Consider the following 13,361-nt stretch of genomic DNA (forward strand, 5'->3'; position numbering starts at 1 on the left):
AAGGCCGAATTTGAAGTCTTTTCTGAACGAAACCCCCTACTATCTGTTGTCAAGGTTCAGTTTTTAGCTTGGTTATCGCTTTTTCCATTGTAGCTTAAAGCCGTCGTAAAACGACGGGGTTTTAACCCAAATTTTCGATAATTGTCCTAAGTAGGGTTTGCGGCAAAAAGTCTTTTAGTGGGGACAGGGTGTGGGGTCATAATTCCCGACGACCTTCTAAAGCTCTCGCTAAGGTTACTTCATCAGCGTATTCCAGATCGCCGCCCATGGGCAACCCGAAAGCGATCCGGGTAACTTTGGTGAAGGGTTTCAGTAAACCCCCGATATACAAAGTCGTGGTTTCCCCTTCGACACTGGGACTGATAGCTAAGATAACTTCCTGAATTTTTTTCTGGCTGACTCTGGTGACTAAAGACTGTATATTTAATTGATCCGGTCCAATCCCATCCATGGGTGAGAAAACACCGCCTAAAACGTGATATTTGCCCGAATATTCCCGTGTTTTCTCCAAAGCAATCACATCTCTGGAGTCAGCTACCACACAGATAGTACCCGTTTCTCGGTTAGGATTGCGGCAAATTTCACAAATCGGTTCGGCCGAAAGATGAAAACAAACCTGACATAATCCTACTTGTTTTTTAGCATCCACGATCGCCTGGGCCAATTCGATCGCGTCTTGCTCCGGTCGTTTGAGAATATACAGGGCCAAACGTTGGGCGCTTTTTGGTCCTACCCCGGGTAATTTTTGTAACTGCTCGATCAAACGAGCTAAAGGCGGTGTATAAATAGCAGTTAATCCTCTTATCAGTTATCAGTTATCAGTTATCAGTTATCAGATTTGAGTTTTCAAGTGAGCAGTGTTAAATAGAAGTTTCCTACTGTCTTTTCACTGCTCACTGTTTACTGTTTACTGCTCAATGATTAAGACCGTTTGGGTAAACGCACATCGATAACACTGGTGTTAAAATTATAATTATCTCCTTCCAACTCGATTAAAGTGCCAATTTTCACCTTTTGACCGCCAACAACCGCACCAGTATCGGTAACTTCCGCTTGACCACTGAGAGTCATAATCATATCTTGAGAATAGTTTTCTGTGCGGGGATCGGGTAGGACTTTCACACTACCATCCGGCTGCGGAACTAAGACATTTCTCGATAAAGGTTTAACATTTTTTATATCCACTTGACCGGCTGGTTGATTACGAATAACAATATTAGTTTTCTTCTCGGTATTGAATTGATTAATCAAAGCGTTGGGATTGAGAACACTTAAACCCCGGACAATAACATCCACTTCTATGGGTTCTTTGGTAACTTGAGCGATCGTACTTTTACCACTCGTACCGGGGACAACAAAAATACCGATAATTGTCAATAAAATTACTAAGGCCGCTCCGAGATCGAGCAAGCTAAATTTACCGAATAAACGTCCTTTTGAGTCTAATAATTTCATAAGCGGTTCACTATAAAATTTTGGGCATAAGGGAGAAGACAGTCATCAGTGGGAACAAGGGAGAATAAATAAAAATAATCTCCTGACTCCTGACTCCTAACTCCTGTCTCCTGACGGCTAGTAAATTCTATCACGATCGGAATCTTGGTCGCGGACGGGAAGTCTGACTTAAGATAGAAGATCGGAGTCTCACACGGAGCGATCGATAGACAATGGCCGGTAAAACTCAACTTAAGAAACAAGAAAAGCAATTATCTCCAGTCGATCTGACCCCTTCTGACGGTAACAACCTCGAAAAAGTTGCCCCCGTTAAACATTGGTCGATCGAAGATAGCGAAAATCTCTATCGCATCCAAGGCTGGGGAGAACCCTATTTCTCGATCAATGCCGCGGGAAACATTACCGTTTCGCCCCAGGGAGAAAGGGGCGGTTCTTTGGACTTATACGAGTTAGTTTCGGCGATTAAGCGGCGGAATATCGGTTTACCCCTGTTAATTCGGTTTAGTGACATCCTCGAGGATCGGATCGAGCGCCTGAATGCCTGTTTTAACCGAGCGATCGCCCGTTATAATTATCCCAACGTCTATCGCGGTGTCTATCCGATCAAGTGCAATCAACACCGTCACATCGTCGAGTCTTTAGTGCGTTTTGGTAAACCCTATCAATTTGGGCTGGAGGCTGGTTCAAAACCTGAGCTAATGATTGCTTTAGCTACCCTAGAACCTGCCTTAAACGGCAAAAATGACAAAACACAACCATTGCTAATTTGTAACGGCTATAAGGACAAAGAATACCTGGAAACTGCCCTGTTGACCACTCGTCTCGGTCATCGGCCTTTGATTGTCATCGAACAATTGGAAGAATTATATTTAACCCTGCGCGTCAGTCGTCAGTTAGGAATTGCCCCTCATTTGGGAGTGCGTGCGAAACTGGGGACAAAAGGGGTGGGTCGTTGGGGATGTTCCACGGGAGACCGGGCCAAATTCGGTTTAACCGTCCCGGAAATCTTAACGGTGGTGACGGAATTAGAACAAGCGGGGATGTTAGATTGTCTGCAACTGCTGCACTATCATATCGGGTCGCAAATCTCCGCTATTAGCGTCATTAAGGATGCCATTCGCGAAGCTAGTCAGATTTATGTGGAATTAGCGAAATTAGGGGCAAATATGACCTATCTCGATGTGGGGGGTGGTTTAGGGGTCGATTACGATGGCTCAAAAACTAACTTCTATGCCTCGAAAAACTACAATATGCAGAATTATGCCAATGATATCGTGGCCGAGGTCAAGGAAGCTTGTGAGGATGCCCAGATTTCACCCCCAATTCTCATCAGTGAAAGTGGACGGGCGATCGCTTCTCATCAATCGGTGTTAGTCTTTGATATCTTGGGAAGTAGTGAGGTTCCCCAAAACCCTCCCGATCCCTGCAATGGGAAAGAACACCTCATCCTCCGTAATCTCTGGGAAACCTACACGGGTATCGATGAGCGCAATTATCAGGAAGCTTATCACGATGCGGGACAGTTCAAAGAGGAGGCGATTAGTCTGTTTAATTTCGGTTATCTCAGTCTCAAAGAACGGTCTAGAGCCGAACAATTGTACTGGGCTTGTTGTCACAAAATTCTGCAAGTGGCCCGACAACAGGATTATGTTCCCGATGACTTGGAAGACTTAGAGCAAATTATGGCCTCAATTTATTATGCCAATCTCTCGGTTTTTCAGTCAGTTCCCGATAGTTGGGCGATCGATCAACTATTTCCGATTATGCCGATCCATCGTCTCGATCGAGAACCTACCCAAAGAGGAATTATCGCCGATTTAACCTGTGATAGTGACGGGAAAATTGCCCAGTTTATCGATTTGCGCGGGGACGTAAAATCAGTTTTAGAATTGCATCCGTTGGAGTACAAAAACGGGAAACATTCTCCAGAACCCTATTATCTAGGAATGTTTCTGGTGGGTGCTTATCAAGAGATTATGGGCAATTTACATAATCTTTTTGGCGATACTAACGTGGTACATATTCAGATGAGTCCCAAGGGGTACGATATCGAGTATCTAGTCAAAGGAGATACGATCACGGAAGTATTAAGTTATGTACAATATTCTGCGGAAGACCTGTTAGAAAGAATTCGTCTTCGTTGTGAACAAGCTTTACAGGAAAATCGCATGACTGTGGAAGAATCCCAATTACTACTACAGGATTATGAACGCAGTTTGCGACGTTATACCTATCTAGTGGGTGGGGATTGATGATTGCTCTTGCCGATCGAGTAATCGATCGAGGATGATAGAAAATAGACAAAATAGATAGGCAGTAAGGGGAAGCAGTGGAAAAGGGAACGCTGGTAGAATTTCGCGTCCAAGGAGAAAGGCGCTTAGGGGTGATCGATCGCCCAGAAGGTAAAAAAGATTGGATCGTCATCGATCAAGGGGGAAACCCGCATAAACTGCGTCCCCAACGCTTCGATTACATTGTCAAAGCAGGTCCGTCCAACCATAAGGAGATTGGCAATTTTCTGCGGGAAGTCCAACCCTATCTAGATGCTAGTGGTTTAGAAGTGGCCTGGGAATTATTAGCCGGGGAAAATCAGTTAGTCACTCCCGAAACCATGGCCGAGATCCTCTTTTCCGATCGCGGTCCGCAGTTTTGCTATGCGGCCCATTGTCTCTTGAGTGATGATAAAGTTTATTTTAAAAATAAAGGGGATGGTTACGAGGCCCGCTCGGAAAATCAGGTAGAGGAAATCAAACACCAGCTAGAGGTGGAACAACAGCGTCAACGGGAAAAAAGCCAATTTCTCCAACGTCTCCAGCAAGCCTTGGCCAGTGGAACGGTAGAATGGTCAGAAAGCGATCGAATTCGTCTGGAATCTCTAGAAAAATTTATCCTCCAACCCGAACAAAAATACCCAGCAGCCATGGAAATACTCTCGCTGCTGGGCCGTTCCCAAACCCCCGAGGCTGCTTTTGAATTGTTAGTCGATTTGAAATGGTGGAGTAGTCACGAAAACCTTTTCCTGCGACGCAGTTCCTACCCCGTTCAATTCTCGAAAAAGGTACTTGATGTGGCGCGTCTTAATTTACTCAATCCCCCTGCGGATGCGGATGTCAAAAATCGTCTCGATTTAACTCACCAAAAAATTTACACCATCGACGATGAAAGTACCGAGGAAATCGATGACGGATTATCGGTAGAAATGCTCGCAGATGGTGGTCATCGTCTCTGGATCCATATTGCCGATCCTAGCCGTTTAGTGCTTCCCGATGATGAATTAGACCTAGAAGCGCGTCGTCGCAGTACCAGTCTCTATCTTCCCACGGGAATGGTTCCCATGTTTCCCCTAGAATTGGCCGCAGGTCCGATGAGTTTGGTACAGGGAAAACTTTGTCCTGCGTTGAGTTTTGGGGTAATCCTCGATGAAACAGGGGCGATCGCCGATTATCGTATCCATCCTAGTACAATTAAACCCACCTATCGCCTCACCTACGAAGATGTGGACGAAATGTTACATCTGGATCTGCAGCATGAACCGGAAGTGAGGATTCTCAACCGTTGGGCCAAACAACGCCACGCATGGCGCAAATCTCAGGGATCGATTAACATCCAAATGCCAGAATCATCGATTAAGGTGAAGGCTAACGACGAAATTATCGTAGAATTGCAGGAAGTTTCCCCATCTCGGCAATTAGTGGCGGAAATGATGATTTTAGCCGGAGAAATCGCCGGTCGCTACTGTCAGGAACACGAGATACCCGTGCCTTTCCGCGGACAACCACAACCGGAATTACCCCCCGATGAGGAGTTAATTTTACTACCTGCGGGCCCGGTGCGTTCCTGTGCCTTGCGTCGCTGTATGCCGCGCAGTGAGATGACGACGATTCCTAACCGTCATGCTAGTCTGGGATTGAATACCTATTCCCAAGTAACTTCGCCAATTCGCCGTTATACTGACCTTTTGACCCATTTTCAACTAAAAGCCCATCTCCGGGGCGATCAACTGCCTTTTACGCGGGATAGAATGCAGGAAATTCTCTATAGTGTCGCTAGTTCGGCCCTGGAAGCCACCTCGGTGGAACGACAAACTAATCGTTATTGGAGTTTGGAATTTCTGCGACGACAGGGAGATCAAGTCTGGCAAGCTTTGGTGTTGCGCTGGCTGCGGGAAGAGGAAAATTTAGGCTTAATTTTATTGGAGGAATTGGGGTTAGAATTACCCCATCGTTTTGAGCGCTCGGTATCTTTAGGCGATCGCTTTCAAGTGCAAGTTAGTCGCTCTGATCCCCACCGGGATGAGATCCGTTTTCGCGAGTTGTCGGGTTTTGTCTCCTCTCAAGCAAGTTAATCTCTCGCACAGACAGAATTCAGAAGTCGGGAGATAGGGTGATAGGGACTTAGGGGTTTAGGGAAATTTCAGCCAAATGCTCCACTACCCCACACCCCACACCCCTCTGATAGATCAAATCAACCTACGGGCGCAAATCTGCTGTAAAATGTTATTATTTAGCAGTTAAAAGAGCCAAAAACTTCTGCATAATCCCAACGTATGACCATAACAATACGATTTGATTTGCCTATTAATATTTCGGAATCTCTCCATTCACAAGCAGAGGAACAGGCTAAGATAGCATATATCATGACTTTGTTAAAACATGGAGAAATTAGTAGTGGGATAGCTGGCAGGCTATTGGGAGTCTCTCGTTTAGAAGTTCTCGAACTTATGGGTCAATATGGGGTTGCCATCTTCCCCGACCAAAATCGAGAAGAGTTAGAACAAGAAATTACAGAAACCCTGCAATTATTAGAAGATTCTCCTGCGTGATTATTGTCTCTAATACCACTCCGTTAAGTGAGTTAGCTAAAGTTGGTCAACTTAACTTACTCCAAAAACTCTTTGGTAAAATTATCATTCCCCAAGAAGTTTATAATGAAGTCACCACGGGAAATCATCGGGCTGCTTCGGTTGTTCCTACTGCTCAGTGGATTGAGGTATTTACCATTCAATCTCCCGCTCAATTATTACAGTTGCAAATTCAGTTTAAACTCGATTTAGGTGAAGCAGCTACAATTATCTTGGCAGAAGAATTAAAAGCGAATCGAGTCTTAATAGACGAAAAATTAGGACGAAAATTGGACTTTTATTAATTGCCAAGAAGAAAGGAATTATTATTGAAGTTAAACCCATTTTAGATCAGTTTTTGAGTCAAGGCAAAAGAATTAGCCCAATTCTTTATCAAGAAATATTAGGAATGGCTGAAGAAAGCTAGAAATTAATTCCAGACAGAAACCAGAATATCCAACTTGTCGATACCTCAGTAACGTGAAAAGCGCTATAGTACATTTAGATCGGCCATCATCGCCATTACAAGAGAATATGCCATGAGGGAAAAAGCACTAGATTAAAGGTTTTAGCCCCTCTAAAAACGGCTAATGTACGAAAACAGAATACTCCTTTAAACTCTACTCTCTATGAAATTAATTTCCTCTTTACTTGCTGTACTGAGTTTCGTCCCCGCTATTGGTAACGGGGTGTGGTTTCCCGTAGAAGCTCAAAATTGGTCCCGACATTAAGAGAACAATTTTCGTAATGTTGTTGCCCTTATCAAACCCCGTCGTGGGGGAAATTGTCAAAATCATAGGATTCGAGCGGACGGTAGAGTGTATGATGCTCAGAAAGGAACTAGAGGAAGTTATCTAATCGTCGATCAGGTGGTCTTGCTAACTGGCATTACAGCAACCGATCCACAGGGATATAAAATTTGGCAGGTTTTCTATGAACCCTCTCGGACAAGAATGTGGATAAAGGATTGCGATCTGTCAATTCCCCGACTCGTGGATTAATCGCCGGCTTTTTATTAGTGATGTTAGGCAGCGAGGGTTGAAAAGAAAATCACCCCCACGGATTTATCCATTTTAAAATGACAGCATTCCTATTAGACAGTCGCTATTAAATGCTAAACAATCGCTATGAAATCTTGAAAACACTAGGTAGGGGCGGTTTTGGCGAAACTTTCCTCGCGATCGATACTCATCTGCCCTCCGCCAGCAAATGTGTAATCAAGCAACTAAAGCCGACGGATGAGGCCATTCAAGCAGAACCAACTCCCGGTTGGTTTCAAGAACGTTTCCAGCGAGAAGCCGCTATTTTAGAAGAATTAGGGCGAAATAACCCACAAATTCCTCAACTTTACGCCTACTTCTCAGAAGGAGAAAATTTTTTCCTCGTCCAAGAATGGATTGAAGGGATTACCCTCAGCCAAAAACACCAACAAGAAGGCAACCTCTCGAAAGCGGAAGTAGAAAAAATCTTGCGAGAACTCCTACCCGTCCTCGACCACATCCACAGCCGCAACCCGCCGATCATCCACCGGGACATCAAACCCGACAATATCATCCTGCGGGCCAGCGACGGTAAACCTGTTCTCATTGATTTTGGTATTGTCAAAGAGGTGAACAACATCAACAGCACTACAACAGTCTCATTGGGAACTCCTGGCTACATGGCATCAGAACAAGCAGCTGGCCGTCCAGTTCCCTCCAGCGACCTCTACAGCTTGGGTCTAACCGCAATTTTCCTGCTGACGGGCAAAATTCCTCAAGATCTCACTAGCCACCCCAAAACCGGTGAAATCCTCTGGCGACAAGATGCGCCCGGCCTCCACTCGAATTTAGCCGCCGTTATCGATCGCGCTGTCCGTTCCCATCCACGAGATCGCTTCACCTCTGCTCAAGAAATGTTAACCTTCTTGCCCGTTTCTTCCCAACCGACTGTTTCTGTCACCCCATCTCCTACTACTACTCCCCCACCTCCGCCTCCCCCACTATCGAGGTTTAACCCTTGGTTCTGGGTAATTTTTATTGTTATAACTGGTGGGCTTTCTTTTGGGTTTGGCTATCCAATAATAAAACCGTTGTTGAATTTCTTGTTCCCAAATAAACCAACGGTTGAAGAACTTCCCTTGATTGAGCCGTCGAGCCAGATTAATTCTTTTGTACTAGACCGAGAGGGTCAAACTTTGGTAGGCGGGGATAAGAAAGGGAACATCTACCTGTGGGAAGTGGCAACTGGAAAACGGAAAAAAACCATAGCAGGACACCGAAAAGCTATTCTAGCGATCGCTATAAGTAACGATCAACAGATCTTAGCCAGCAGCAGTGAAGATGGCACAATCAAGGTTTGGGATTTAAAAACGGGAAAAGAACGTATTACCCTGCCACGTCAGCGAGGTTTGATCGCCCTAGCCTTAAGCTCCGATGGCAATACACTGGTTACTGGTGGAGAAGATGCAACAGTTAAACTCTGGAATCTGTCAACGGGAAATTTAATCGAGACGCTACCGGTGGAAAAAGAGGTGGTATCCCTTGCCATCAATCAAGACGCATCAATTATCGTCAGCGGACATTCGGGCGGTGACATCATTTTTTGGCAAAAACAAGGCAGTAACCCATACGAACCACGCATTTTTCCCTCTATCAATCCATGGGAAGCCCACTCGGTTGCCATCAGTATCGATGGAACGACCGCCGCTAGTAGCAGTTGCCAAGACAATATCAGAATTTGGAAAGATAGCAATTGGAAAGATTCTCCTCTCCAAGCAGGGTCATCTGCCGATATCTGTTTGATAGTTATCAGCGAAGATGGCAAGATAATTGCTGGCCGCAGTTCCGATGAAACTATTAGATTATGGAACCTAAACACCAAAAAGGAGATTTTTAGCTACCCCCCTTCCTCTCCCAAATCTTTCGATTCACCTAGAATGATCGCCCTCAGTGGGGATGGGCGTACCGTTGCCAGCAATTTTGACAAGAAAATCCAAGTTTGGCGGCCGAGTTTCTGAATTATCGGTGTCAAGATTATCCTGACCGGATTTCATACTACATCTTGTTTAACAACGTATTCAAGGCTGATGACTGATAGCTATAAATAAGTGGGAAGCGGGGCGCAGGTTTTTAAAGTTCGATCGGGATTTAATCGTATTATTAAAAGTTGATTTGGGATGAATCCTATGTTAGACTAGCAAGCAAAACGAAGAAAAGAGGTCATTGAGGATGAAACACCGACAGCCATACCAAATTCTGACGATGTTATTCTTAACTGGTGCGGCCACTTTCAGTGTGCCAGAACCTAGCAAGTCCGCAGGAAAGGGACTATTCTTCTGCGGCCAACTTCAGGGAAAGTGGAATACCTTTGTCAAACGCCCTAAAAGAAACATAGCGATAATTGAATGGACTTCCAACGACTTTGCCGAGTCAGGATGGGACAACAGGAAACGCTGCATCACGGTTTCCGATCGCTTTAATCAATATGCTCCTCTGCTGACTAATGTAAAAGCTTCAAATGTCAATGGCTATCCCGTCGTCTGTGTTCCTAAAGTTAAGGGCGGAAGTTGCGCTAAAAACGAGGTGTTATTCACTCTAAAAACAGGATTAAACTCTGAAGAAGTTGCCCAAAAACTATTTAATATGAATCGCTATGGCAATCCTTCAAAATTTAGATTTACTGAGCAGCCTTTTTCCTATGATTCCGAAGGAGAACTTAATATTAATGTCGAGACTTTTATTAACAATCTTGAAGAAATAATCGAAGCTTCAGAAAATGAGCCTCGCTAGGAGTAAATTTGGCAGTGACCCAATCCCAATGTCAACTTTTACTAATAATGTTCCTCATCAGTAGTCCAGCCTTAAGGCTAGTAACTGATGCAGATAATGGCTACTTTGCTCCTCACATTATTCGGTCGGGATGCCCATCTTCTCGACCAATTCTGATCAATTCTTTATATAATAATATTAAAGTTATCACAGTAAAAATATTATATGAATCAGAATTTATCGGTTCTGGAGTAATAATTTACTCCCAAAACAACAATTATAAAGTGATTACCAACGCCCATGTTCTCAAAGATAATCACTTTTCCTACAATCTTCAAACCTTTGACGGAAAAATTCATATTTCAGAAGTGGTAAAAACTGCAAATTTTGCTCGGAATGACCTAGCCCTACTACAATTTAAATCCCCCTGCTTTTATGTGGCTTCTCGTCTAGGTTCTTCCGCTAACCTAAAGAGAGGGGAATATGTGTTGGCGGCGGGTTTCCCTTTTTATTTGCAACCACAATTTGCCTATCCAGCCAATAAGTCAATACAACAAAAAGAAACAAGAGAAAGCGCTCAAAGCTTAAACGACGAGTTTGATTTTACACCGGGTAAAATAGTTGCATTCTTAGAAAAACCGCTAGAAGGAGGATATCAAATCGGATATAATGGCGACTTTGAAAAGGGAATGAGCGGAGGGCCATTACTCAATCAAAAGGGAGAATTAGTCGGCATCAGCGGCAGACATCCGGTTTTGTGGGAAAACTCCGATAATTATGAAGATGGTTCTCAACCATCGCCGGATTTGCAGACTCTAATCAATAACTCAAGTTGGGCAATCCCCAGCGAACAAATTATTAAAGTAATATCTGATAAATAGATGAAAATATTAGCACCAATAAGCTCACTTATTGTTGGATTAATAGCGGTTTCATTAACTCAGCAAAGTTTATTAGCTCTCTCCCAAAGCGAAGTTGAAGAAATCGCCAAACAAACTACAGTCAAAATAATTAGAATAGACGGTAATAATCCAGGTACTGGAGCAATTGTTCAGAAACAAAAATATATATTTAAAGGACAGGAAGGATACTTATACACTGTCCTGACTAACTGCCATGTGTTTCTCAATTCAAAATTCTGCGATCAAGAAAATAAGCTAACTCCCGAACCGATGCCCAACTCTACTGGATATCGCGTTGAAACTTCTGACAGACAACAATATATAAGTGAAATTTCCTCGGTAAAAATTCATCCGAATGCTGATTTAGCAATTTTCAAGTTTTTTAGTACAATAGAGTACGAAACTGTCAGAATAGGTAATGCAGAACAGCTATCTGGCTCAAGTAAAGTTTATGTATTTGGTTGGGCAGTCCCCAGCCAAACTAGCCGAGATCGACGTGCGAGATTTTTCGGTCCTGGGAATGTACTTGGTGTTGACAGAAAAGCCGCAGGGGGATATCAAATTGCCCATAAACTCGAACTTTTACCCGGAATGAGTGGCGGTCCACTATTACACGAAAACGGCTGTTTGGTAGGAATCAATGGGGGAGGTGGCAAAAGAGATCCTAACATACAAGTTATAGAATTTTTATCCGTTCCTATTAATCTTTATGCAAACTGGCAAAATATCCAAGTAGTGACCGACTGTCGAGCTACCCCGCTGCCCGATAATCTTCTCTTTCAGACACTTCACAGTCTTCTCGAACAAGAAAATTGGCAGCAGGCCGAAGCCGAAACGAAAAAACTAATGCTTCGAGGTACAGATCAAACCTATTTTAATGGAAACATCATCAACAATCTGTCCTGTTCTGACCTGAAGATTATTAATCGACTTTGGGTGCAATATTCCAATGGACGTTTTGGCTTTAGCGTTCAGGGGGAAATCTGGAAAGGAGTTAAAAATGACTATAAGCAATTTGAAGAGAGGGTAGGATGGCGGCGTGGCTATGAAGGACCATTGACCGATCCCCCCAACTACAGTCTTGAAGCTAAAAGAGGTCACTTGCCATCCTATAAACTTCTTGCTGCTTCCGACTTTGGAACATTCCTTAACCGATTGGAAAAATGCGATGCTCTAAGTCTTATAGACTAAGGTATTATAGAGAATATAATCTCAAGCGAATCTGAACCCCAATTATGATGAATAACGGTTTCATTTCACCTCTGAAATTTCTCAGCCTAAGTTTCTGCCTAGCTTGTCTGCCGTCAAATACCCAAGCCGTTAATATTTACCCGCCAATTATCACCACCAACCAACAACAACAAAATAAGCAAACAGAATCGCCGGAAGTTGGTTTGGAAATAATAGGAAGTCCCTCTCTCAACAGATTGGTGATTCCCATGTACCGATACACCGGTGAATGCCCGGGGTCTTCCAAAGGTATAGTAAAAGCAAGCTTTACCTCCACGGCCTTCCCTCCGAGTCGGGACAGAAGGGTTATTGTTAGAAATGTTAGCAGGGGAGTGGCCAGCGATCCTTTTCCCTTCACCGATCGAGATTATAGCCGGGGCAGAGGCTCCGAAATTACCGAGATAACCATCGGCCCTGGACACGATAGACTATATCTAATCGTCAGACAGGGAGAAAACGATTTCGATTATAAAATTAAGGAAAAAAACACAATAGTTGACGAGGGAACCTTCACGGCATACGTGGAAACAACAACCATTGTTGAAGAAAGGAATAAAGAACCAAGAACCAAGTATGTTTGTCCGGGTAATCGCGCCAGCTGTGATTGGAAGGATAAGTACGAAGTAACAGTCTATGAATGTCCATCTTATCCCAATGTTAGAAAATAGGGTTCGCTCAATATAGGTAAAAGCCCTACTAGAAAAGGCTTTTATTTGATATTATATGACTCAAAACCTTTGCGATTTCCCTAGTGATGAAAATCGCAAAGGTACTTTCGTTGGACTCAATAGCTGACAGGGGGACAAGCAAGCTAGAAGCTTTGACCACACAAGCTTCTAGCTTCTCTCGCCAAAAATAGATCGATGACGAGCAAAAAGCTAACGAAAGAATCAGGGATGGGAGCAAGCTTACTAAGAATTTTATCGATAGATGAGAGCCAGTGCGGAAAACTTATTCGATCAAAAGCTCTAGAAAGCTTATGATGTATCGATTTCAGGGTTCTTGTCCCCCTGTCAGATTGATATGTTAAAATGAGGTGAAATAATTTGACATCCTCGCCGCCGTAAAACGGACGGCGATTCCTCACCACGCCACTTTTTTAGGGTGGTCGCGTCAACGGGGTTGACGCAGATAGCGAAAAACGCTTAATTGCTTAAGTCTGACACTTTCGACCCGTCCGTTTTC

General features: G+C 43.8%; 12 protein-coding genes. 10 read left to right on the forward strand and 2 right to left on the reverse strand.

Annotated features, from left to right (window positions below):
- Window positions 1–196: 196 nt before the first annotated feature.
- Window positions 197–787, reverse strand: a complete 591-nt coding sequence (recR, locus tag IM319_RS04795) for a recombination mediator RecR (RefSeq protein ID WP_287075821.1) — start codon at window positions 785–787, stop codon at window positions 197–199.
- Between the two features lie 134 nt (window positions 788–921).
- Window positions 922–1,455 (reverse strand): DUF4330 domain-containing protein, encoded by a 534-nt coding sequence (locus IM319_RS04800; protein ID WP_287734835.1) that lies wholly within the window; start codon window positions 1,453–1,455, stop codon window positions 922–924.
- 212 nt (window positions 1,456–1,667) lie between these two features.
- Here IM319_RS04800 and speA point away from each other — a divergent pair, with 212 nt between their 5' ends.
- The 10 genes from speA to IM319_RS04850 all read left to right on the forward strand — a co-directional run bounded on the left by speA (window position 1,668) and on the right by IM319_RS04850 (window position 12,844).
- Window positions 1,668–3,707: a biosynthetic arginine decarboxylase gene (gene speA / locus IM319_RS04805; protein ID WP_287734837.1), complete on the forward strand. Its 2,040-nt coding sequence runs from the start codon at window positions 1,668–1,670 to the stop codon at window positions 3,705–3,707.
- Between the two features lie 77 nt (window positions 3,708–3,784).
- Window positions 3,785–5,800 (forward strand): ribonuclease catalytic domain-containing protein, encoded by a 2,016-nt coding sequence (locus tag IM319_RS04810; RefSeq protein ID WP_286824131.1) that lies wholly within the window; start codon window positions 3,785–3,787, stop codon window positions 5,798–5,800.
- A gap of 201 nt (window positions 5,801–6,001) precedes the next feature.
- Window positions 6,002–6,277, forward strand: coding sequence for a UPF0175 family protein (locus IM319_RS04815; RefSeq protein ID WP_147069031.1), 276 nt, complete (start codon window positions 6,002–6,004; stop codon window positions 6,275–6,277).
- On the forward strand, window positions 6,274–6,600 hold the full coding sequence (locus IM319_RS04820) for a hypothetical protein (protein ID WP_287630260.1): 327 nt from the start codon (window positions 6,274–6,276) through the stop codon (window positions 6,598–6,600). Before IM319_RS04815 ends, IM319_RS04820 begins: the two co-directional genes overlap by 4 nt.
- 38 nt (window positions 6,601–6,638) lie before the next feature.
- Window positions 6,639–6,722: a hypothetical protein gene (locus IM319_RS04825; protein WP_286824173.1), complete on the forward strand. Its 84-nt coding sequence runs from the start codon at window positions 6,639–6,641 to the stop codon at window positions 6,720–6,722.
- Between the two features lie 684 nt (window positions 6,723–7,406).
- A complete protein-coding gene (locus IM319_RS04830) occupies window positions 7,407–9,293 on the forward strand; it encodes a serine/threonine-protein kinase (RefSeq protein WP_287734838.1) in 1,887 nt (628 codons plus the stop codon).
- Window positions 9,294–9,537: 244 nt separating this feature from the next.
- Window positions 9,538–10,065 (forward strand): COP23 domain-containing protein, encoded by a 528-nt coding sequence (locus IM319_RS04835; protein WP_287734839.1) that lies wholly within the window; start codon window positions 9,538–9,540, stop codon window positions 10,063–10,065.
- Window positions 10,066–10,079: 14 nt separating this feature from the next.
- Window positions 10,080–10,925 (forward strand): S1 family peptidase, encoded by an 846-nt coding sequence (locus IM319_RS04840; RefSeq protein WP_286824135.1) that lies wholly within the window; start codon window positions 10,080–10,082, stop codon window positions 10,923–10,925.
- Window positions 10,926–12,137, forward strand: coding sequence for a GUN4 domain-containing protein (locus IM319_RS04845; RefSeq protein WP_287734841.1), 1,212 nt, complete (start codon window positions 10,926–10,928; stop codon window positions 12,135–12,137).
- A gap of 44 nt (window positions 12,138–12,181) precedes the next feature.
- Window positions 12,182–12,844 (forward strand): hypothetical protein, encoded by a 663-nt coding sequence (locus tag IM319_RS04850; protein WP_287684578.1) that lies wholly within the window; start codon window positions 12,182–12,184, stop codon window positions 12,842–12,844.
- Window positions 12,845–13,361: the final 517 nt, after the last annotated feature.

Origin of the sequence: Microcystis sp. M113S1 (genome assembly GCF_020246945.1) — a bacterium.
Taxonomy (GTDB): domain Bacteria; phylum Cyanobacteriota; class Cyanobacteriia; order Cyanobacteriales; family Microcystaceae; genus Microcystis.

What these genes read in the sequence shown, in the direction of transcription:
- IM319_RS04800 (WP_287734835.1), bottom strand. Translation starts at nt 1,455, where the DNA reads ATGAAATTATTAGACTCAAAAGGACGTTTATTCGGTAAATTTAGCTTG.
- IM319_RS04845 (WP_287734841.1), top strand. Translation starts at nt 10,926, where the DNA reads ATGAAAATATTAGCACCAATAAGCTCACTTATTGTTGGATTAATAGCG.
- IM319_RS04830 (WP_287734838.1), top strand. Translation starts at nt 7,407, where the DNA reads ATGCTAAACAATCGCTATGAAATCTTGAAAACACTAGGTAGGGGCGGT.
- IM319_RS04835 (WP_287734839.1), top strand. Translation starts at nt 9,538, where the DNA reads ATGTTATTCTTAACTGGTGCGGCCACTTTCAGTGTGCCAGAACCTAGC.
- IM319_RS04850 (WP_287684578.1), top strand. Translation starts at nt 12,182, where the DNA reads ATGATGAATAACGGTTTCATTTCACCTCTGAAATTTCTCAGCCTAAGT.
- speA (WP_287734837.1), top strand. Translation starts at nt 1,668, where the DNA reads ATGGCCGGTAAAACTCAACTTAAGAAACAAGAAAAGCAATTATCTCCA.
- IM319_RS04815 (WP_147069031.1), top strand. Translation starts at nt 6,002, where the DNA reads ATGACCATAACAATACGATTTGATTTGCCTATTAATATTTCGGAATCT.